The 20,671-nt window shown below is 68.9% G+C and carries 16 protein-coding genes and 2 pseudogenes; 12 read left to right on the top strand and 6 right to left on the bottom strand.

What is annotated here, in order from left to right; all coding sequences use genetic code 11:
• Positions 1-2,028: an elongation factor G gene (locus tag RJ1_RS20680; protein WP_073363587.1), complete on the top strand. Its 2,028-nt coding sequence runs from the start codon at positions 1-3 to the stop codon at positions 2,026-2,028.
• Positions 2,029-2,113: 85 nt separating this feature from the next.
• On the top strand, positions 2,114-2,527 hold the full coding sequence (locus RJ1_RS20675; RefSeq protein WP_240319959.1) for a hypothetical protein: 414 nt from the start codon (positions 2,114-2,116) through the stop codon (positions 2,525-2,527).
• Between the two features lies 1 nt (position 2,528).
• Here RJ1_RS20675 and RJ1_RS20670 read toward each other — a convergent pair whose 3' ends face one another.
• A complete protein-coding gene (locus tag RJ1_RS20670; RefSeq protein WP_073363582.1) occupies positions 2,529-3,572 on the bottom strand; it encodes a helix-turn-helix transcriptional regulator in 1,044 nt (347 codons plus the stop codon).
• A gap of 86 nt (positions 3,573-3,658) precedes the next feature.
• Between RJ1_RS20670 and RJ1_RS20665 the strand changes: the two genes are divergently transcribed.
• From RJ1_RS20665 to RJ1_RS20655, 3 genes are all read left to right on the top strand, one after another.
• Complete coding sequence (locus RJ1_RS20665; protein WP_073363391.1) at positions 3,659-4,120, top strand: cupin domain-containing protein; 462 nt, start codon at positions 3,659-3,661, stop codon at positions 4,118-4,120.
• The gene (locus RJ1_RS20660; RefSeq protein WP_073363389.1) at positions 4,117-4,521 is read left to right on the top strand and encodes a DUF1304 domain-containing protein; all 405 of its coding nucleotides are present in this window, start codon (positions 4,117-4,119) and stop codon (positions 4,519-4,521) included. The genes RJ1_RS20665 and RJ1_RS20660 overlap by 4 nt, the downstream gene beginning before the upstream one ends.
• A gap of 69 nt (positions 4,522-4,590) precedes the next feature.
• A complete protein-coding gene (locus RJ1_RS20655) occupies positions 4,591-5,460 on the top strand; it encodes a cutinase family protein (RefSeq protein ID WP_083400671.1) in 870 nt (289 codons plus the stop codon).
• Positions 5,461-5,470: 10 nt separating this feature from the next.
• Here the strand turns inward: RJ1_RS20655 and RJ1_RS20650 are convergent.
• Positions 5,471-6,001, bottom strand: a pseudogene (locus tag RJ1_RS20650) (winged helix-turn-helix transcriptional regulator); the annotation flags it as partial.
• A gap of 55 nt (positions 6,002-6,056) precedes the next feature.
• On the opposite strand from RJ1_RS20650, the gene RJ1_RS20645 reads away from it, so the two are divergent.
• Positions 6,057-7,457: an MFS transporter gene (locus RJ1_RS20645; RefSeq protein WP_073363386.1), complete on the top strand. Its 1,401-nt coding sequence runs from the start codon at positions 6,057-6,059 to the stop codon at positions 7,455-7,457.
• On the opposite strand, the gene ychF is transcribed toward RJ1_RS20645, so the two are convergent.
• Positions 7,447-8,526 carry a redox-regulated ATPase YchF gene (ychF, locus tag RJ1_RS20640; protein WP_073363383.1) on the bottom strand — a complete coding sequence of 360 codons (1,080 nt, stop codon included), beginning with the start codon at positions 8,524-8,526 and terminating at the stop codon, positions 7,447-7,449. The two genes, RJ1_RS20645 and ychF, sit on opposite strands and share 11 nt — an antisense overlap.
• Positions 8,527-8,573: 47 nt before the next feature.
• The gene (locus tag RJ1_RS20635) at positions 8,574-8,987 is read right to left on the bottom strand and encodes a CD225/dispanin family protein (protein ID WP_073363576.1); all 414 of its coding nucleotides are present in this window, start codon (positions 8,985-8,987) and stop codon (positions 8,574-8,576) included.
• Positions 8,988-9,108: 121 nt separating this feature from the next.
• Between RJ1_RS20635 and RJ1_RS20630 the strand changes: the two genes are divergently transcribed.
• The 4 genes from RJ1_RS20630 to RJ1_RS20615 all read left to right on the top strand — a co-directional run bounded on the left by RJ1_RS20630 (position 9,109) and on the right by RJ1_RS20615 (position 14,589).
• The gene (locus tag RJ1_RS20630; protein WP_073363381.1) at positions 9,109-10,686 is read left to right on the top strand and encodes an FMN-binding glutamate synthase family protein; all 1,578 of its coding nucleotides are present in this window, start codon (positions 9,109-9,111) and stop codon (positions 10,684-10,686) included.
• Positions 10,687-10,812: 126 nt separating this feature from the next.
• A complete protein-coding gene (locus tag RJ1_RS20625; RefSeq protein ID WP_073363573.1) occupies positions 10,813-13,116 on the top strand; it encodes a carbon starvation CstA family protein in 2,304 nt (767 codons plus the stop codon).
• A complete protein-coding gene (locus RJ1_RS20620) occupies positions 13,109-13,300 on the top strand; it encodes a YbdD/YjiX family protein (protein ID WP_073363571.1) in 192 nt (63 codons plus the stop codon). The genes RJ1_RS20625 and RJ1_RS20620 overlap by 8 nt, the downstream gene beginning before the upstream one ends.
• Positions 13,301-13,377: 77 nt before the next feature.
• A complete protein-coding gene (locus RJ1_RS20615; RefSeq protein ID WP_073363378.1) occupies positions 13,378-14,589 on the top strand; it encodes an AI-2E family transporter in 1,212 nt (403 codons plus the stop codon).
• 8 nt (positions 14,590-14,597) lie between these two features.
• Here the strand turns inward: RJ1_RS20615 and RJ1_RS20610 are convergent, their stop codons facing one another.
• Together RJ1_RS20610 and RJ1_RS20605 are read right to left on the bottom strand one after the other, a co-directional pair.
• Complete coding sequence (locus RJ1_RS20610; protein ID WP_073363376.1) at positions 14,598-17,579, bottom strand: AAA family ATPase; 2,982 nt, start codon at positions 17,577-17,579, stop codon at positions 14,598-14,600.
• Complete coding sequence (locus tag RJ1_RS20605; protein ID WP_073363373.1) at positions 17,576-18,760, bottom strand: exonuclease SbcCD subunit D; 1,185 nt, start codon at positions 18,758-18,760, stop codon at positions 17,576-17,578. Before RJ1_RS20605 ends, RJ1_RS20610 begins: the two co-directional genes overlap by 4 nt.
• A 147-nt stretch (positions 18,761-18,907) precedes the next feature.
• Here RJ1_RS20605 and RJ1_RS20600 point away from each other — a divergent pair.
• Positions 18,908-20,070: pseudogene (locus RJ1_RS20600) on the top strand (DNA recombination protein RmuC).
• Positions 20,071-20,093: 23 nt separating this feature from the next.
• Positions 20,094-20,671, top strand: a 578-nt coding sequence (locus RJ1_RS20595) for a DUF6542 domain-containing protein (protein ID WP_170008896.1), incomplete at its 3' end; no start/stop codon positions are given.

Below are 20,671 nucleotides of genomic sequence, written 5' to 3'. Positions count from 1 at the left end.
GTGACGACCGAGACCGATCTGATCCGCAATATCGCCCTGGTGGGACATCAGGGCAACGGGAAGACCACACTCGCGGAGGCGATGCTGTACCGCGCCGGTGTCGTCACGCGGCCCGGCCGCGTCGAGAGCGGCAACACCGTGCTCGACACCCAGCCGGAAGAGCACGACCGCACGCAGTCGCTGGCGCTCGGCCTGGCCTCGTTCTCGTGGGGCGATTACCGGATCAATCTCCTCGACCCGCCGGGTTACGCCGATTTCGTCGGCGACGCGACGACCGCACTCCGCGTCGCCGACGTCGCCGTGTTCGTGATCGACGGAGTCAGCGGTCTGCAGGTGAACGACGAGTTGCTGTGGCAGGCGGCCGGCGAGCGTTCCATCCCGCGCATCCTGTTCGTGAACAAGATGGACAAGGAGCGGGCGTCGTTCGACGTCGTCCTGTCCGGGATCCGCGACCATTTCGGGTCCGGGGTCGAGCCGGTCGACCTGCCTGTCGGCGAGGCGTCGGCGTTCACAGGGGTCGCCGATCTGCTCACCGAACACGTCATCCTCTACGACAGCGGGTCGGCGAACACGAGCGACGAACTGCCCGCCGACATCGCGGACCGCGAGCACGAACAGCACGAGCACCTCGTGGAGGACGTCGTCGAGATCGAGGACGACCTGCTCTCGAAGTATCTCGACGGGGAGGACATCGCCGTCGCCGAACTCGAGCACGCCCTCCGCGCCGGTTTCGCCGCCGGCTCGCTGTGGCCGGTGCTGTGCGGGTCCGCCGTCGATGCGATCGCCGTCGACCGGTTGCTCGACTTCGTGTGCCGGATCGCGCCGGCCCCGTCGGAGGTGCCGGGAATCGAGGTTCGCGGTGACGGGGTCGCCGAGGTGGGGTGTGATCCGTCCGGCGATCCGCTGGCGTATGTCTTCAAGACGCAGACCGACGAATACGTCGGGCAGGTGGCGTTGATGAAGATCCTGTCCGGCACCGTGCACGCCGACGACGTCCTCGTGAACCAGCGCACCGGTGCTAAGGAGCGTCTGCACAATCTCCTTCGCGTCCTCGGCAGCAAACACACCGCGATCGGCACGGCAGAGGCGGGCGACATCGTCGGGGCCATCAAACTCACCGACGTCGCGACGGGTGACACGCTCGCGCCGGTCGGCTCGTCGCTGTCGGTGCCGCCGATCCAGCACCGACGTCCCGTGTACGGGATCGCGGTGGCCGCCGAGAGCGCGGGCGACGAGGACAAACTCGCGACCGCCCTGTCCGAACTGGTCAGCGACGACCCGACGCTGGAAGTGTCCCGCGACAGCGAAACCCACCAAACGGTGGTCCGGGGTGCCGGCGACGTGCACGTGCAGGTGGCGCTGACCCGGTTGAAGCGCCGGTACGGCATCACGCTCCAGACCGAACCGGTCAAGATCGCGTATCGCGAGACACTGCTCGGTCCGGTGGAGACGGAGGGCCGTCACAAGAAGCAGAGCGGCGGGCACGGCCAGTTCGGGGTGGCGACGGTCCGGTTCGAGCCGCTCCCCCGTGACGAGGGCTACGACTTCGTCGACGCGACCCGTGGTGGTGTGATTCCCAAGTCGCTCATTCCGGCGGTCGGGAAGGGGATCGCCGAATCGATGGGACGCGGAGGCCGGCACGGGTTTCCGCTCGTCGACCTGAGGGCCACCGTCCTCGACGGCAAGCACCACTCGGTCGACTCCGACGACTTCAGCTTCAGGATGGCGGGCGCGCTCGCCCTCCGCGCCGCCATCGACAAGGTCGGCACTCTCGTGCTCGAACCCGTCGACCACGTCGAGGTCACGGTGCCCTCGGCGCTGCAGGGTGACGTGATGGCCGATCTCGGACGACGGCGCGGCCAGATCGAGGGCACCGAACCGGCGGGCGACGGCGAGGTCACCGTCATCGCCTCCGTCCCGACGAGCGAGATCACCGACTACCCCGTCGCCCTGCGCTCGATGACGCACGGGCGGGGTCGCCTGGCTCTGGAATTCAAGTGCTACCAGGAGCGACCCGAACCACGCTGACAGCGACCTTCCAGCGTGCACGCAATGTTCTCCCAGCTTCCCGCGGTGTAGTGGTGACTCACTCACAGAAGGGACGGCATCGATCATGCGTTCACAATTGGTTCGCGGCCTCGGCGGAGCGGCGATGGCGGCAGGTCTCGCATGTTCCGTCGTCGCGTGTAGTTCGGGCGAGTCCACGTCCGGCGCTTCGTCGACCGACACCGGCAGCACGGTCGTGGAGGGCGGCGCCCCGCCCGCGGCGATGAGCGACGAACTCCAGGCCTGCCTGGAGGAGAATGGCGTGCCCGCGCCACCCGACCAGGCGGGTGCCGGCGGCGGACAGGCCGGGATGGCGCCGCCGAGCGGTGAGATGACTCCACCCGACGGCGGCGACGGTTCCGCCCCGTCGCAGGGTGCCACGCCGGACGCGTCGGCCGCTCCTCCCGGGGTCGACAGCGCGACGTGGGCGGCCGCGCAGGAGGCGTGTTCGTCGCTGGCAACCGGCACCACCGGGTCGTGAGCTAGTTCTCGCGACCGGTCCGCAGCCGCGCGGCGAGTTCCGCGCGGCTGCGGACCCCGGCCTTCGCGTAGACCGATTTCAGGTGGTCCTGGACGGTGTTCACCGTGATCCCACGGCGGTCGGCGATCTCGGACGTCGCATAGCCGGCCAGTACGTCCGCGCACACGTCCCGTTCGCGTGCGGTCACCGCGTAGGCCGCGAGCAGCAACCCGGTGAGCTCGCCGCCGACGGCGGGTTCGAGGGTGACCACCGTCTGCGGTTCGTCGCCGCCGATCAAGGTGGTGGCGCGCACCAGAATCCAGCCGCCCTCCGCGTCGCGGACCCGCGCTTTGAAGATTCCCGAAGGGCTGGAACGCGCGCCGAAGGTCGCGGCCCGCAGCACCACCGTCAGCCTCCCCGGGGCGACTTCGTCGAATCGGTCCTGCCAGCCGCGGGCGGCGGCCGTCAGCGCAACCGGATCACCCGCCGCATCCGTGAGCACCACTGCCGGACCCTGGTCGCCGTCGCCGGAGACCGCCGGGGCGTGCACGGATGCGGCCCGTGTCGCGGCTGCCAACCCGGGGGCAACGAGCGTCAGGAACTCGAGGTCGCGGTCGGTGAAATCCGGCGCGGACCGCACGAATCCGGCTGCGCCCCAGCACACACCGTCGACGCGGAACACGATGCGGACCTCATTGCCGAGCCCCAGCGGACCCCAGACCCCGCCGTGCCGGAGGCTGTGCGCGACCTCGGCGGCGGGCAGATCCGAGGCCCTGGTGACGGTGCGGCCGCTGCGGGCGAGTTCGGCGAATGTCCCCGGATCGTCGCCGTTGTACTCCGATTCGGCGAGCAGAGGTTCGTACTGCTGCGGTATCCGGCAGCGTCCGCTGGTCATCGAACTGATCGCGAGCGTCTCCGGGTCGAGCATCGCCCAGCACGTCAGATCGCTGCGCACCGTGTCACCGACCAGTTCGATGGCGCGCTCGTGGAGTTGCGTGACACCTGCGCCCACTCCCGCGAAGGCGAGTACCTCGCGGCGCAGCTTCTCCGCCCGGACCTCCAGCATGAACACAGTATGCGCTGGTCACAGGCACACCACCATCCCAGATTTCGGGGATGGGCCGCGGCGCGTGCCGGTCATAGCGTCGCAGTATGTCCACCAACGTTCACGTAGTCAGAGCAGGCGACGGCCGCCGCCTCACCGTGCCGGACGCCGACATCACGGTCCTGGTCGGCGGCGGTCACGCCGGCGGCGCGTACGAAATGTTCCTCGTCGAAGCACCCCGCGGAGCGCCCGCCCCGCTCCACTCCGAGCCGTGGTCGAAGTCGTATCACGTGCTGCGCGGCCGGATTCTCGTCCAGGCGGGGGACACCGGATACGAACTCGCGCCGGGAGAAACCATCGTCATCGAGGCGGGGACGATGAATACGTTCACGGCCCTCTCCGAGTCCGCCGACTTCCTCCTCGTCGTCGCCGGGGCGTCCAACAGTGGCTTCTTCGCCGAACTCGACGCGGTCGGACACGGCCACGCGCCGGAGGAAGTGGCCCGACTGCTGCACGAGGCCGCCGACCGCTACGGCGTCGCACTCGGGACCGGGGCGGGTGCGTCATGATCCTCGTAGCGCAGATCGTCACCCTGATCGCCGCGGGAGTGCACCTGCTGGCGTTCGTGTGGGAGTCGTTCCTGTTCCGCCGGCCGTCGGTGCACGAGGGCATTTTCCGGATCCCGAGCAGCGACGTGCATGCCGCCCACCTGTGGGCATTCAACGTCGGTTTCTACAATCTGTTTCTCGCCTCCGGAGCCGTCGCCGGCGTCATCCCGTGGTGGTCCGGTCACGACACTCCGGGCCGCACCCTCGTCGTCTACACCTGCATCTTCATGTTCCTGGCGGGCATCGCGCTGGCCGTCTCGGACCGCATGGCGCTCAGCCGCCGGCGCGGCGACGGCGTCGCCGGCGCACTCTCCCAGACCGTGCCCCCACTGGTGGCGCAGATCGCACTTGCAGTCGGCTGACACCCCTCGCCCACTCGATTGCCAGGAACTTCTCAGGCTCGACCGAACGGATCCTTACTCTCGATCGGCATGATCGAAGCCATGTCCCAGGTGACCGTTCTCGCAGTCGGTGGCACCGGCGAGTCCCACCCCGACGACCACCGGCGCCACGTCTCCGGGCTGCTGAGTGAGGTCACCGGCGCCCTCGACGAGCGCTTCGCGTCCCGTTGGGTCGGGTATCCGGCGTCGTACGGGCCGGTCGCGGCGGGCGGGCTCAGCTACCGGCAGAGCACCGAGGTCGGTGTGGAACGGTTGATCGACGCGATCGAGGACGCGCCCGGACCGGTCATGCTGATCGGCTACTCGCAGGGATGCACGGTGATCCGTGAGGTGCTCGGGCAGATCGCCACGGGAGCCCTTCGCGCCGACAACGTTTCCGCCGTCGGTCTCGTCTCCGACCCCGAACAACCCGCGGGAGCGGTGCCGGGGTGCAGCGGGCGGGGCGTCGCCGGCGTCGGAGCGCCGATCCCCGACTCCGTGCCGGTCCAGTGGATCGCGCACCCGGACGACATGATCTGCAATGCCAGCGAAGACAGCTATGTGCGCGACATCGCGGACCTCACCCGGTCGATGTCGTTCCGCACCCTGCGGACGTGGCTCGCGCACACATGGGTATTGCTCCGCCACAACAGCTTCCAGAACGCAGGCAAGACGCGCGTCAGCCCCCGGCAGTGGCGCACCGACCTGCGGCGCCTACGGACCGCCGTGAATGAGGTGCTCGGCTATCTCCCACCGCGCCTGGCCTGGCGCGGTGTGCGCGTCGTCAACGCGCGGGGCGGGCGGCACATCGCCTACGCCAGCGAACCACTCGACGCCAGCGGGCTCACCGGATGCCAGGTCCTCGCCCAGTGGCTGCAGGTACGGGCGACGTTCGACGCGCCCCTGCGCGTCGCGGCGTGAGGTTCGCGCCGTCGCTGCGCGGACGCAGCGGGGTGAGCATCCGGCGGGGCTCACGCAGCGCCACGGCGACGGCGTCGCCCCGCGGACGGAGGGCCTCGCCCGGCCCCGGCGCGACCACCAGGTCTTCCGGACCCGGGATCGTTCCGCAGTCGGGGCACCGCCCGAAACGATCGAGTTGCGTCCCGCAGTCCACGTGCGAGAAGACCCGACCGGGGTAGCTGCCGGGCGACGCGTACTGCTCACCCCACTGCGAGAGCGCATAGACGCTCGGCCACAGCGCTCTTCCGGACTCGGTGAGTTCGTACTCGGGATGGCCGCCGTCGGTCACGCGAACGAGCACTCCAGCCTCGACGAGAGCGGTCAACCGATCCGTCAGGACGGCGCGCGAGATGTCGAGATGGGCGAGCAGATCACTGAAGCGACGGACGCCGTAGAAGCAGTCGCGCAGCACCAGCATCGTCCACCGCTCGCCCACCACTTCGAGGGCGCGAGCGAGGTTGCAGTTCTGCTGCGAGTACCCGGTTCCCAGTGCCATCTCCACATGCTAGCGCAATTCAGTCTTGTCACCAGACCAAATTAGTTCTAAGTTCAGTCTTGTGAACAGACCAACCACGGTTGCCGCGCCGATCCGAGAACGCTCGCCCCGCGCGGGCACCACCCTGTCCGTCGCGTCACTCGGGACGTTCGTCGCCCTGGTCGCGTTCTGCGCCCCGCTCGGCAACATGCCCACCGTGGCCGCGGCCCTGTCGGCCGGCCCGGCGGCGCAGACGTGGATTCTCAGTTCGATGAGCGTGGGCCTCGCCGCGGTCCTGCTGACCGCGGGGGCGCTCGCCGACGACTACGGCCGACGCCGGGTGTTCCATTGGGGAGCATGGCTTCTCGCCCTCGGCGCGATCATCGGGGCAGTGAGCCAGGAACCGGTCCTGTTCATCGTCGGGCGACTGATCCAGGGAGTCGCGGGCGCCGCGCTGATCGCCGCCAGCCTCGGTGCCGTCGCGCACGCCTTCACCACCCCGGCGGCCCGCGCCACGGCGAGCGGGATCTGGGGTGCCAGCGTCGGAGCCGGCATCGCCGTCGGTCCCGTGCTCGCCGGTCTTCTCGATCTCGCCGGATGGTGGCGCGGCCTGTACGGGGCCCTTGCCGTCGCATCGCTCGTGATCGGTCAGGTCGCCACCCGAGCACTCGCCGAGTCACGATCGGCGGTCCCGAAGCGGATCGACGTCCCGGGGGCCGTCACGCTGTGCGCCGCGATGGTCCTCGTTCTCGTCGCACTCGTCGAGGGCAGGCAGGGCAACACCGCCGCCACCGTGCTGTGCGGCGTCGGCGCCGCCGTGTTCACGATCGCCTTCGTCGGCGTCGAGCGGCGACGGCCCTTCCCGATGCTCGACCTCGACCTGTTCCGCCGACGCGACTTCCTCGCCGCCACCCTCGCCGCCCTCGCGACCGGCGCGGGCATCATCGGGCTGATGTCGTTCGCGTGCACGTTCCTGGTCAAGACGATGCACGTCAGCACACTGACCGCCGCCGGTGTGATCGGCCTGTGGTCGGGCACCAGCGTCGTGGCATCACTGCTGGCGCGGAAACTCCCGGCTCGGCTCGCCGGATCACCGCAACTGGTCCTCGGACTCGCCGGTGTCGGCGTCGCCATGCTCACGATGACAGGCCTCTCCCCCGACTCGTCCCTGCTGCGTCTGGTCCCGGGACTACTGCTCGCCGGCGTCGCCAGCGGACTGCTCAACGCCGGCCTCGGACGCCAAGCCGTCGCCAGCGTGCCCGCCGATCAGGGCGGACTCGGCAGCGGCGCCAACAACACCGCCCGCTACCTCGGCTCGTCCATCGGCGTCACCGTCGTCAGCATCATCGCCCTCGACCCGGCAGGCACCGTCGACGGCATGGTGACGGGCTGGAACCATGCGGCCGTCACAATGGGGCTGATCTCCCTCGTCGGCGCAGGCGTCGTCGGCGTCCTCGTGCGAGGAACCGCCGTCAGACGTTGAAGCGGAACTCCACCACGTCGCCGTCGGCCATGATGTAGTCCTTGCCCTCCATCCGGACCTTGCCCGCTGCCTTGGCGGCGGCCATGGATCCGGCGGCGACGAGGTCGTCGAAGGAGACGATTTCGGCCTTGATGAAGCCGCGCTCGAAGTCGGTGTGGATGACGCCGGCGGCCTGCGGGGCGGTGTCGCCCTTGTGGATGGTCCAGGCGCGGGATTCCTTGGGACCTGCGGTGAGGTAGGTCTGCAGGCCGAGGGTGTGGAAGCCGGTGCGGGCGAGTGCGTGCAGGCCGGGCTCGGACTGCCCGATGGAATCGAGCATTTCCTGCCGGTCCTCCTCGTCCAGCTCGAGCAGTTCCTGCTCGACCTTCGCGTCGAGGAACACGGAGTCGGCGGGGGCGACGGAGGCGCGCAGTTCGGCGACCTTCGCTTCGTCGGTGAGCACGGCCTCGTCGGCGTTGAACACGTACAGGAACGGCTTGGTGGTGAGCAGGCTCAGCTCGCGCAGCAGCGAGAAGTCCAGCTTGTCCTTCGCGCCGAACAGGGTCTTGCCTTCGTTGAGGAAGTCCTGCGCCTTCAGCGCCTCCTCGTGGATCGGCTTGAGTTCCTTGTTCTTCTTCGCTTCCTTCTCCAGACGCGGCAGAGCCTTCTCCAGCGTCTGCATGTCGGCGATGACGAGCTCGGTCTCGATCACCTCGATGTCGGATGCCGGGTCGACGCGGCCGTCGACGTGCACGACGTCGTCGTCGTTGAACACGCGAACCACCTGGCAGATTGCGTCAGCCTCGCGGATGTTGGCGAGGAACTTGTTGCCCAGGCCGGCGCCCTCGGAGGCGCCCTTAACGATGCCGGCGATGTCGACGAACGACACCGTCGCGGGCAGGATGCGCTCGGAACCGAAGATCTCGGCGAGCGCGGACAGCCGCGGATCGGGCAGTTCGACCAGGCCGACGTTGGGTTCGATGGTCGCGAACGGGTAGTTCGCGGCCAGCACGTCGTTGTTGGTCAGCGCATTGAACAAGGTGGACTTGCCGACGTTGGGCAGTCCGACGATTCCGAGGGTAAGGCTCACGGTCGTTGGATTCTACGGCGTCGGGGCCATATCAACGACCATCGGCCTCACCAGCTCGAAGTATTGCTGTTCGCGACCAGCGCGACGATCAGGATGGCGTACCCGATCACGAAGACGACGATCAGCGCCACCCAGATCCAGAGGGCGATCTTGCCGAGCGCCTTGGCGCGGTCGGACGCGTACTGGGCGCCCGGGTAGTCGCCCATCGCCCACTTCGGGTAGACGTCGTGGACGTGGTTGAACGCGGCGAACGCGAGCGGCCAGAAGAACAGCACGGCGGCCACCGCCCACCCGGCGTTCGACGGCGGCAGCGGCGGCGGGCCGTACTGGCCCGGATACGGCTGCGACTGCTGGGGGTGCTGGGGTTGCGACGGATACTGGTAGCCGTACGCGCCCGTGTCGCCGGGCGTCGGCGGCACCGGATTGCTCGACGATTCCGGATTGTTCGGTGACTCCGTCATGAACATCCCCCTGTCCTGGCAGCTGACCTCGTGCGTCCACTATCGCACCCCGCTCCCCATGTGAGTGGGAAAGTGCACCGGAGTACGCGTCGGCACTCACGTGAGGTCTTAGTCTCAGCGAGTGACCCGCTGGCTGATCGTCCTCGCGATATGGATCCTCGGACTGGGTGCGCTCGCCCTGACCCTCGGTGTGGCGACCGCGTGGTGGTTCGGCGCGGTCGTCCTTCTCGCGCTGGCGGCCCTCGGGACGTGGGATCTGCTGCAACGCCGGCACAGCATCCTGCGGAACTACCCGGTCCTGGGGCACGCGCGGTTCCTGCTCGAGAAGATCCGCCCCGAGATCCAGCAGTACTTCGTCGAATCGTCCACGGACGGAACCCCCTTCGACCGCGACACCCGCGACCTCGTCTACGAGCGCGCGAAGGGCACACTCGCCGAGGAGCCCTTCGGCACCGAGCGGGACGTGCACGCCGTCGGCTACGAGTTCATGGTCCATTCGCTGCGAGCGAGAATGGCACCGCAGGAACAGCCCACCGTGCGTCTCGGCGGCCCCGACTGCACACACCCCTACGACATCGCCCTCCTCAACGTGTCGGCGATGAGTTTCGGCTCGCTGTCCGCCAACGCCATCGAAGCTCTCAACGCCGGCGCGGCGCGGGGTGGGTTCGCGCACGACACCGGCGAAGGTGCCATCAGCCCTTACCACCGCAAGCACGGCGGCGACCTGATCTGGGAGATCGCGTCCGGCTACTTCGGCTGCCGCACCGAGGACGGCAGTTTCGACCCCGGCACGTTCGCCGAACACGCGGTGCTCGACCAGGTGAAGGCGATCTCGATCAAGCTGTCCCAGGGTGCCAAACCGGGCCTCGGCGGTGTGCTGCCCGGCGCCAAGGTGTCGCGGGAGATCGCCGAGACACGCGGTGTGCCCGCCGGGAAGACGGTGATCTCGCCGCCCGCCCACACCGAGTTCTCCACCCCGAACGAGCTGATCGACTTCGTCGTCACCCTCCGACGGCTGTCCGGCGGCAAACCCGTCGGGTTCAAGCTCTGCGTCGGATCGCGCATCGAATTCCTCGGCATCTGCAAGGCGATGCTCGAACGCGACATCACCGTGGACTTCGTCATCGTCGACGGTTCGGAGGGCGGAACCGGCGCAGGTCCAGTGGAATTCGAGGACAACATGGGCATGCCCCTCACCGAGGGGCTGATGCTGGTGCACAACGCGCTGACGGGCACGGGCCTGCGGGACCGCATCAAGATCGGCGCCTCCGGGAAGGTCGCCAGCGCATCCGACATCGTCAAGAGAATCATCCAGGGCGCCGACTTCACCCTCGCCGCCCGCGCCATGATGTTCGCCGTCGGATGCATCCAGGCACAGATGTGCCACACCAACCGCTGCCCGGTCGGCGTGACGACCCAGGACCCGGCACGGACCCGCGCGCTCGACGTCCCCGACAAGGCGGCCAGGGTGTTCCGGTTCCAGAAGTCGACGGTGGCCGGCGCCCAGCAGATGGTGGCGTCGATGGGCCTCGACAGCTTCGACCAACTGACCCCGGCGATGCTCAACCGCCGCATCGACGGGGTCACCACCCGCACCTACGCCGAACTGTACGAGTGGCTGATGCCGGGCGAACTGCTCGAGGATCCGCCCTCCGACTGGCTCACCGACTGGATCGATGCCGACTCGACTCGCTTCTGACGTCGTTTTTTCGTCGAACGGAACGTCGGCGCAATAGGGTGACGGGGGCCACAAAAGATGTGGCATCTGTCGACAGCGGTCCTCCTGCCACACAATGAGTACGGGGACGTTGGGAAGGAGTTCGCGATGGCCCTGAGAGCCGCCCCCGAATCCGAGGTCGAGTACCTGAAGACGGATCCGGATCTGCCACCGGTGGGCGTCGTGGACCGCACCCCCATCTCACCGACGGCACGAATCGTGTTCGCCGTCCTCGGCCTTCTCGGCGGTATCGCCTGGGTGATGATCGCGTTCGTGCGCGGCGAGAACATCAACGCCGTCTGGTTCGTGGTGGCCGCCGTCTGCACGTATCTCATCGCGTACCGCTTCTACGCGCGCCTGATCGAGCGCAAGATCGTTCAACCCCGCGACGACCGCGCCACTCCCGCCGAGATCCTCGAAAACGGCAAGGATTACATGCCGACGGATCGGCGGGTGCTGTTCGGGCACCACTTCGCCGCCATCGCCGGCGCGGGCCCGCTCGTCGGCCCCGTCCTCGCCGCGCAGATGGGATACCTGCCCGGCACGCTGTGGATCATCATCGGTGTCGTCTTCGCCGGGGCCGTCCAGGACTTCCTCGTCCTGTGGATCTCGACGAAACGCCGCGGACGCAGTCTCGGTCAGATGGCCCGCGACGAACTTGGCGTCGTCGGCGGTGTCGCCGCCATGATCGGCGTGTTCGTGATCATGATCATCCTCATCGCGGTGCTCGCCCTCGTCGTCGTCAATGCGCTCGCGGAAAGCCCCTGGGGCGTCTTCTCCATCGCCATGACCATCCCGATCGCCCTCTTCATGGGCGTCTACCTCCGCTACCTGCGCCCCGGCAAGGTCGCCGAGGTGTCGCTGATCGGCGTCGTGCTGCTGCTCCTGGCCATCGTGTCGGGCGGTTGGGTGGCCGACACCGGGTGGGGCGCCGACTGGTTCACGCTGTCCAAGGTCACCATCGCCTGGCTGATGATCGCCTACGGCTTCGCCGCATCCGTCCTGCCCGTGTGGCTACTCCTGGCCCCGCGCGACTACCTGTCGACGTTCATGAAGATCGGCACGATCCTCCTGCTCGCCATCGGCATCCTGGTCGCACGACCCACGATTCAGATGCCCGACGTCACCACCTTCGCCATCCAGGGCAACGGTCCCGCGTTCGCCGGTTCGCTGTTCCCGTTCCTGTTCATCACCATCGCGTGCGGCGCACTGTCCGGCTTCCACGCCCTGATCGCCTCCGGCACCACTCCCAAACTGCTGCAGAAGGAGAAGCAGACCCGCCTGATCGGCTACGGGGGCATGCTCACCGAGTCGTTCGTCGCGATCATGGCGCTCGTCACCGCGTGCATCATCGACCAGCACCTGTACTTCGCGCTGAACGCCCCGGCCACCCTCACCGGTGGAACCCCGGAGACGGCCGCCGCGTATGTGAACAGTCTCGGACTGTCCAGCCCGAACATCAGCGCGGACACCCTCTCGCAGGCCGCGGCGGGGGTGGACGAGGAGTCGATCATCTCGCGCACCGGCGGTGCGCCCACCCTCGCGTTCGGCATGTCGCAGGTGCTCAGCCAATTCCTCGGCGGCGCCGCCCTCAAGGCGTTCTGGTACCACTTCGCGATCATGTTCGAGGCGCTGTTCATCCTCACCACCGTCGACGCCGGTACCCGTGTCGCCCGGTTCATGCTGTCCGACTCGCTCGGCAATTTCGGCGGCCCCGCCCGCAGGTTCAAGGATCCGTCGTGGCGGGTCGGGGCCTGGGTGTGCTCGCTGGCCGTCGTCGGCCTGTGGGGCGCCATCCTCCTGATGGGCGTCACCGACCCGCTCGGCGGAATCAACACCCTCTTCCCGCTCTTCGGCATCGCGAACCAGTTGCTCGCCGCGATCGCCCTCACCGTGGTCCTCGCCGTCGTCATGAAGAAGGGCCTCTTCAAATGGGCATGGATTCCCGGTGTGCCCCTCGTCTGGGATCTCATCGTGACCATGACCGCGTCCTGGCAGAAGATCTTCTCTGCCAACACGTCCGTCGGTTACTGGTCCCAGCACGCCGCGTTCAAGGAGGCGAAGGAAGCCGGTAAGACCAGTTTCGGATCGGCCAAGACACCCGAGGCGATCGACGCCGTCATCCGCAACACGTTCATCCAGGGCACCCTGTCGATCGTCTTCGCCGGACTCGTCCTCGTCGTCGTGGTGGCCGGAGCGCTCGTGTGCATCAAGGCGTTCCGGGCCGGCGGACTCCCGACCACCGAGTCACCCGAGGAACCGTCGAAGATCTTCGCCCCGGCCGGGTTCGTCCCCACCGCCGCCGAGAAGGCACTCGACAAGGAATGGAACGAACTGATCGCTTCGGGTGCGGTCCGCGCACCCGGCGCGGCACACACCCATACGGACAGGGCGCATCACCATGATGAATAAGGTGGTCGGCGCGGTGCGGGCCGCGTGGTGGTGGACGGGATCGCTGATGGGCGATCACGACTACAGCAGGTACGTCGAGCATCTCCGCCGGAACCACCCGGACGCGGAGGTGCCGACCGAGCGCGAGTACTGGAAAGCGCGCTACGCGGACGCCGACGCCAACCCGGGTGCCCGCTGCTGCTGACCTCACCGTGCCGCCCCGCCGACCCCCAGTACTGTCGGTACTGATCGGCTGAGCAGACACGGCAGGGAGGACCATCTGTGACGGAGAAGGAAACCCCGGCACCGTCCGGGACCGCAGTCACGAAACCGGACCGCGGGCACCTCATCGGGGTGGGAGCGATGTGGCTGGCCAAGTGGTCGCTGGTCCTCGTCGCGATCGCGCTGGGCGCGTTGTTGTTCGGGTGGATCATCGAGAAGCTGTGGGTGATCGTCCTCCCCGTGCTCCTGGCCGTCGTGGTGTGCACGGTGCTGTGGCCGCCGACGCGGGCGATGACGAAACGGCGTATCCCCCCGGCGGCGGCCGCTGCGACGACGCTCGTCGTGTTCATCGCCGTCGTCGCCGGGATCATCGCGGGCATCGTGCCCTCGGTCGTCCGCCAGGCCCCCGAGCTGGCCAACAAGGCCACCCAGGGCATCAACCAGGTTCAGGACTGGTTGAAGGGCCCGCCGATCAACCTCCAGGACGATCAGATCGACCAGGGCATCCACACCATCATCGTGAAGGTCCAGGAGAGTGGAACGGTCATCGCCTCCGGTGTGTTCACCGGTGTCAGCACCGCCAGCTCCCTGCTGATCACGCTCGGCCTCGTGCTGGTCCTGTCCTTCTTCTTCATCAAGGACGGCCCCCGCTTCATCCCGTGGCTGCACTCCATCAGCGGCGGCCGCGCGGGTCGACACCTCGAAGTGGTGCTGGGCCGCATGTGGGACACGCTCGGCGGATTCATCCGGACCCAGGCGCTGGTCAGCCTCATCGACGCCGTGTTCATCGGCGCCGGACTGCTGATTCTCGGGGTGCCACTCGCACCGGTCCTCGCGATCCTGACGTTCATCGGTGGCTTCGTCCCGATCGTCGGTGCGTTCGTCGCCGGCGCGCTCGCCGTGCTCGTCGCGCTCGTCGCCAACGGCCTCACCACCGCGGTGATCGTGCTGATCATCATCATCGTGGTGCAACAGATCGAGGGCAACGTGCTGCAGCCCGTTCTGCAGAGCAAGAGCATGAAACTGCACGCCGTCGTGGTTCTGCTCGCCGTCACCGCCGGCGGCTCCGTGTTCGGGATCGTGGGCGCCTTCCTCGCGGTGCCCGCCGCCGCGGTCGCCGCCGTGGTCGTGCGCTACATCGGTGAACAGATCGACGCGCACAGCGCCGAGAGCAACATCGCCGACTCCGTCGCCGCGGACGAAGATCTCGGTGACGCCGAACAGGAAGGCGTCACCGTCGACCGAGCCGCCGTCGCCCCGAAGGCGGACTGACCCGGCGGTCAGCCGGCGACGACCTCCACGGTGGAGCCGGTGCGTCCGCGAATCACGTGCAGGCGGCTCGGGATTCGCTGACGCATCTCGTCGACGTGACTGACGATCCCGACCACCCGTCCGCCGTCACGAAGCTCGTCGAGGACACCCATCACCGAGTCGAGGGTGTCCGCATCGAGCGTGCCGAATCCCTCGTCGATGAACATCGTGTCGAGCACGACGCCCCCCGATTCCGCAGCGACGACATCGGCGAGACCGAGCGCCAACGACAGGGACGCCAGGAACGACTCCCCACCGGACAGGGTCTTGGCCGACCGCACCACCCCGGTGTAGTCGTCGCGAATGTCCAACCCCAGTCCGCCGCGCCGGCCTCGCGGACCGGCCTCGTCACTGTGGACGAATTCGTATCGCCCCGACGACATCCGGCCGAGCCGCGCCGACGCCGAGACCGCCACCTCCTCCAGCCGGGCGGCCAGCACGTACGACCGCAGCGACATCTTGCGGGAGTTCTGGCCACGGCCTGCGATGACCTCGGCCAGCGCGGCCAGTTCCTCGTGCGCGGCCTGCAGCGGAGCGATCGCCTCGGCAGCCTTGTCGAGCTGACCGACGTACCGTTCGAGGTCGAGCAGCCGTCGCTCCGCGTCGGACGCCGCCGCGACGGCGACGTTCACGACCTCCGCCGCCACGTCGTGCGCGCGCTGAACAGACGCCAGTTCCACGGGATCCGCGTCGGCGACGGCCGCGACCTCGGGGTCGTCGAGCACGCTGCGCGCGCCGACCTCGGCATCGCGTGCCGCGGAGAGAACGGCCTCGATCTCTCCCTGTCGGGCGGCCGTGCGGACCGCGGCCTCGGCGTCGTCGACACTGCCGAAACCGGCGGTCGCGGCAAAGCTGTCGGCCTTGGCAGCGAGTTCGCGGGCCGCCGACTCGGCTCCCGCACCCGCGTCGCGCGCGTCGAGGAGGTCCGATGCGGCCTCGGCGAGTGCCTCGAGCCGGGCGCGGCGATCCGCGACACTCGGGTCGTCGCCCGCTGCCTCGGCGACCCGGGCCCGGATCTCCCCGAGCTGCGTCGTGCTCGCGGCGATCTTCTCGGCGACGGTGGCGGCGTCGACCCCCACCTCCCGGGACCGTTCCTGTAGTTGGTTCTCCCGGTCGCGCAGTGCGGTGAGCGATCGGGACCGGCGCTCGGCCTGATCGGCGAGCGCACTCGCCTCCCGCACCGCCGTGTCAGCGGCCGCGAGTGCCTGCACGAGTTCGTCCGCGTCGCCGTCGCCGCCCCGCTGGATCAACAGGTCGATGGCTCGCTCGACCGCGCCCAGCTTCTCGGTGGCGGTCGACAGCGCCGCCGCGGCCTTCTGCTCCGCAGCACGTGCCGCCTCCTCGTCGGCCTTCGTGACCGAGAGCTCGGACGGTTCGGCGGGCCGCGGGTGCTCGGGTGAGCCGCACACCTGGCACGGAACACCGTCCTCGAGCTTGCCTGCCAGTTCCGCGGCCATGCCCGCAATCCGGCGTTGCAGCAGATCGAGCCAGTGCTCGCGAGCATCCTGATGCTTCTGCCGGGCACCCAGCACCGCGCGGTCGAGCCGACCGTGCTCGGCGCGGCGGGTGCGCAGATCCGCGGCCGCGGAGGCGGCATCGGCCGCGCGGTCCCGGGCGTCCACCAGGGCGGGCAGTGCGGCGCGGGCCTTCTCGGCGGCGTCGAGCGCCTTCTCCGCTTCCCGCAGGGCAAGTGGAAGTTGGTCCCGTTCGCGGGACAGTGCATCACCGGCATCGGTGAGTTCGACCTGCCGGGCCCGCAACCGATCGAGTTCGACGGCGAGCCGGTCGGCGGCGACGGATTCGCCGAGTGCCCCGTCGAGGCGCACGATCTCGTCCCGCCAGACCCGGATGCTCGACCGGATGGGCTCCCGTTCGTCCGGGGTCGGTGGCCACGACAACTCCGCCACGAGATCGGCGCCGCCTGCAGTGGAGCGCAGTCCGCCGGTGATCGCCTCGACCTTTCGAGCCGAGGCCGCCGCCTTGGTGCGCGCGGCGTCGGCGTCCCGTGCCACCGTCGCCACCGGTTCGGCGCGGCGCGCATCGGCCAGTTCGGCGACGAGGACAGCCCGCCCGTCCGCCCCCGCCGCGTGGGTGTCGAGTTCCGACCCGGCTCGCCGCCTGCGGTTCTGCAGTTCCAAGACGCGGCGCGCCTCCGTGAGCGCGTCACGGGCCACCTTCGCCTGACTCTTGGCTTTCTCCAGGTCGTCCGCGGCAAGGTCGCGGGTCTCGCGCGCCTGTTCTTCGAGTTTGTGGGCCCACGTCACCGGATCGGCGTCGGCGCCGCCCTCGATGCCGGCGGCTGTCGCGACTCTCGCGAGCAGGACCTCGACGGCACGTTGATGCTCGTCCAAGTCGTGGGCACTGGTGCGCCTGCGGTCGAGGAACCACTCCTCCACCGTCCCGAATCGGGTGGTGTCGAACAGCCGCTCCAGAAGCTGACCGCGTTCCTCGTTGTCGGCGCGCAGGAATTTCGCGAACTCCCCCTGCGGCAGCAGGACCACCTGGAAGAACTGGTCGGCGCTCATGCCCATCAGCCGCCCGACCTCCTCGGCGACGTCGGGGATCCGGGACAGGTTTTCCCCGCGACCGTCGAGCCAGGTGAGCGTGACCTTCGCGTTCTCCTTGATCGTGCCCGACCCCCGGCGCTTGGGACGCTCGAACTCGGGGCTGCGCACGAGGCGGAGATGCCGGCCCGCGATCGTCGCCTCGAGCGTCACCGTCGGGACGGAACCGGCAGGTGCGTGGTCGGACAGCAGGCGCTTGCCGTCCTTCCGCGCCCCGGGGACCGTGCCGTAGAGCGCGAACGCCACCGCGTCGAGCACCGTCGACTTACCGGCGCCGGTATGACCGTGCAGCAGGAAGAGGCCATCGGCGCCGAGCCGATCGAAGTCGACTTCCACGGATCCTGCGAACGGCCCGAAGGCTTCGACCTCGAGTCGATGCAGCCTCATGCCGTCTGTTCCAGCGCAACGACCTCGGCGGTGTTCTCGCCGGCCCGGTCGGCGAAGCCGAGTGCGGCCTCCACCAGCCGGATCTCGCCGGGCGACGGTTCGCTCCGCACGTCGGTGAGGAAGCTGCGCGTGATCTGCAGATCGCTGCGTCCGTGCACCTTGTCGCGGTAGCGCAGGTCGTCGACACCGTCCGGGCGCTGCCACTCGAGGTGCACGGCGAACGGGAATCGGGTCTGCAGCGATCGCATGGCGTCGACCGGACGTTCCGGGTCGGTGAGCACCGCCGACACGTAGCAGTCCTCGGCGTCGCGGTACGACTCGTGCTCGAGCAACTCCTGCACCGTCCCGGTCAGTTGCCGCAGACCGCGGACCACGGGCAGATCGACGCGTTCGACGGCCCGCAGTCCGTCGGCGTCGAGGTCCACGAGGAACACGGCCTTGGCGTGGGTGCGCTCACCGAAGGAGTACGGCAGCGGCGAGCCCGAATACCGGATGTTCTCGGCGAGGGTCTGTGGTGAGTGGAGGTGGCCCAGCGCGACGTAGTCGACATCGCCGAACGCCGACGCCGACACCGTCTCGACACCGCCGACGGAGATCGACCGCTCCGATCCGGTGGCCTCGGCTCCCACGACGAACGCGTGGGCGAGGACCACGGACCGGGTGCGCGCACCGGTCTCGTTCCGCGCGTCGAGGTCGGAGCGGACGCGGCCCATCGCGGCATCGAGGATCTCGGCGTGCGAACGGGCGGTCGGCACGTCCAGTTGGGCGCGGGTGATCTCGGGCTCGAGATAGGGAATTCCGTAGAACGCGACCGGACCGTGCGCGTCCTCGAGCACGACGGGAGAGTTGATCCCGGCGACCGTCGTCATGAGATGCAGTCCGCCGGCCCCGGAGAACGCGGCGCCCGCGCCGAGTCGCGCAGCCGAGTCGTGGTTGCCGGAGGTGGCGACGATGACCGCGCCAGCGTTCCGGATCGCTTCGAAACCGCGGTTGCACACGGTGACGGCGTCGGCGCTGGGGATCGAACGGTCGTAGACGTCTCCCGGGACGACGACGACGTCGACGCCGTGCTCGGTGACGAGCGCAGCGATCGCGTCGAGCACACGGGCCTGGTCGGCGAGCAGGTCCACCCCGTGGAACGTGCGTCCGATGTGCCAGTCCGAAGTGTGCAGGATCCTCATGTCCCGAGACCGTAGAGCACCCCGCCGACAACCTCGAACACCTCGGCCGCGTGGCGCCGGACCGATTCGACTTGTCGCTGGGGCGGTGCCCCACATGTCGCTGGGGCGGTGCACCACATGTCGGTGGGGCCGTGCACCATAAGCCCCATGAATGCACTCGCTGCACTCGGAATGCTGCTGGCGCTGGCCGCGGGCACGGCCCTCGGGTGGCTGCTGCACGCGGCGCGGAGCGGCGATCGGGCCGCGCGGGCGGAGGCCCAGCTGGCTGCGCTGCGGGAGAACGAGGCCCTGCTGCGGCAGTCGCTCGGCGCGGTCAGCGAGGATTCCGCCCGCCGCCACTCGGGAGCGATCGGCGAGCAGATCTCACGACTGGTCGGGCCGCTGCACGAGGCCGTCGGTGCCCTGGCGGAACAGGTGGACACGTCGAACGCAACCGGGTTCACGCGTACGCCGGACTCAGTGAGCAGGTCGAGGGCATGCACCGCACCTCACAGATGCTGTCCACGCAGACGAACAGACTCGTCACGGCGCTGCGGGCGCCGCAGATCCGGGGCCGGTGGGGCGAGATCCAGCTGGAGCGGGTGGTCGAACTGGCCGGGATGGTCCGGCACTGCGACTTCGACACCCAGGTGTCGAAGGAGGGTGTCCGTCCCGACCTACTCGTGTACCTGGCGGGTGGCAAACAGATCGTGGTCGACGCCAAGGTCCCGTTCGCGGCCTACCTCGACGCCGCGCAGACGGAAGACCCGGCCGCCCGGGAGCAGCACCTCACCCGGCACGCCCGGCAGCTCCGGACGCACATCGACCAGCTGGCCGACAAGACGTACTGGGAGTCGTTCGACCCGACCCCCGAGTTCGTCGTGCTGTTCGTGCCGGGCGATCCGTTCCTCGACGCCGCCCTGACCGCCGACTCCGGGCTGCTCGAGCACGCCTTTGCCCGGAACGTGATCCTCGCCACTCCCACCACCCTCATCGCCCTGCTGCGGACCATCGCGCATACCTGGCGGCAGGAGGCGCTGTCTCAGGACGCCGCGAAGATCCACCAGCTCGGCCGGGAGCTGTATTCGAGGCCGGGCACCGTCGGCGCGCATCTCGACCGCCTGGGCTCGCAACTCGGCAAGGCCGTCGACTCGTTCAACCTCACCGTCGCGTCGATGGAGTCACGAGTCACAGTCACCGCGCGCAAGCTGCACGACCTCGACGTGTTCGACGGCGACGTCACCGAGGTCAGCGCCGTCGATTCGTGGCCGCGGCGCACAAATCTCGAGGATCTCTCAGGCTCCACCGGTCACGCCAACGAGGCTAGTTAACGAGTTGCCGCTACTGTCGTTGTGTGTCTGCAACCCAACGTGCTCGCTCTGGGGTGCCGCTCGACAGGCGGTCGATTGTCCCTACGGTCCCCGGTCTCCCCTGGTGGGGTGTCATTCTCCTGGCCGTCGGAGTCACCTTTGTCGGATTCGCTGTCGATGCGGCTGGTGGCACGGAACTCACAGCGGCGTTCTCCACGTTCTATTTCCTCGGCTGCGTCCTCGCCGTGGCGGCTGCCAGCAATCGGGCGCTGTTCACCGCGATCGTCCAACCCCCGCTGATCCTGTTCGTCGCGGTGCCGCTCGGGCAGAGCCTGATCGCGGACGAGAACAGCACCGCGCTGAAAGACCTGGCGATCAACGTCGCGTATCCGCTGGTCAACCGCTTTCCGGTGATGCTCGCCGCCACCGTGGTGGCGCTGCTGATCGGCGGACTCCGCCTGTTCCTGTTGCAGCAACGCAAGACCGGGCCCGCACGCACGTCGGAACGGCGACGCGCCCAGCGTGCCCCGCGCTCCGCCCGCCCGCGCCGTGCCGCCGACGAGTCCGAGCAGACTCCACCGCCGCGCAGGGCGCGTGACAGGGACGCGGCCCGGGAGCACCC

Source organism: Rhodococcus jostii NBRC 16295 (assembly GCF_001894825.1).
Taxonomy (GTDB): Bacteria; Actinomycetota; Actinomycetes; order Mycobacteriales; family Mycobacteriaceae; genus Rhodococcus_F; species Rhodococcus_F jostii.
The sequence above is the reverse complement of the archived record's forward strand: the minus strand, read 5'-3'. Positions and strand labels throughout refer to the sequence as shown.

Bases quoted from the DNA above. Each gene is read 5' to 3' on its own strand.
- RJ1_RS20675 (WP_240319959.1), top strand. From the start codon at position 2,114: ATGCGTTCACAATTGGTTCGCGGCCTCGGCGGAGCGGCGATGGCGGCA.
- RJ1_RS20670 (WP_073363582.1), bottom strand. From the start codon at position 3,572: ATGCTGGAGGTCCGGGCGGAGAAGCTGCGCCGCGAGGTACTCGCCTTC.
- RJ1_RS20665 (WP_073363391.1), top strand. From the start codon at position 3,659: ATGTCCACCAACGTTCACGTAGTCAGAGCAGGCGACGGCCGCCGCCTC.
- RJ1_RS20660 (WP_073363389.1), top strand. From the start codon at position 4,117: ATGATCCTCGTAGCGCAGATCGTCACCCTGATCGCCGCGGGAGTGCAC.
- RJ1_RS20655 (WP_083400671.1), top strand. From the start codon at position 4,591: ATGATCGAAGCCATGTCCCAGGTGACCGTTCTCGCAGTCGGTGGCACC.
- RJ1_RS20635 (WP_073363576.1), bottom strand. From the start codon at position 8,987: ATGACGGAGTCACCGAACAATCCGGAATCGTCGAGCAATCCGGTGCCG.
- RJ1_RS20625 (WP_073363573.1), top strand. From the start codon at position 10,813: ATGGCCCTGAGAGCCGCCCCCGAATCCGAGGTCGAGTACCTGAAGACG.
- RJ1_RS20620 (WP_073363571.1), top strand. From the start codon at position 13,109: ATGAATAAGGTGGTCGGCGCGGTGCGGGCCGCGTGGTGGTGGACGGGA.
- RJ1_RS20610 (WP_073363376.1), bottom strand. From the start codon at position 17,579: ATGAGGCTGCATCGACTCGAGGTCGAAGCCTTCGGGCCGTTCGCAGGA.
- RJ1_RS20605 (WP_073363373.1), bottom strand. From the start codon at position 18,760: ATGAGGATCCTGCACACTTCGGACTGGCACATCGGACGCACGTTCCAC.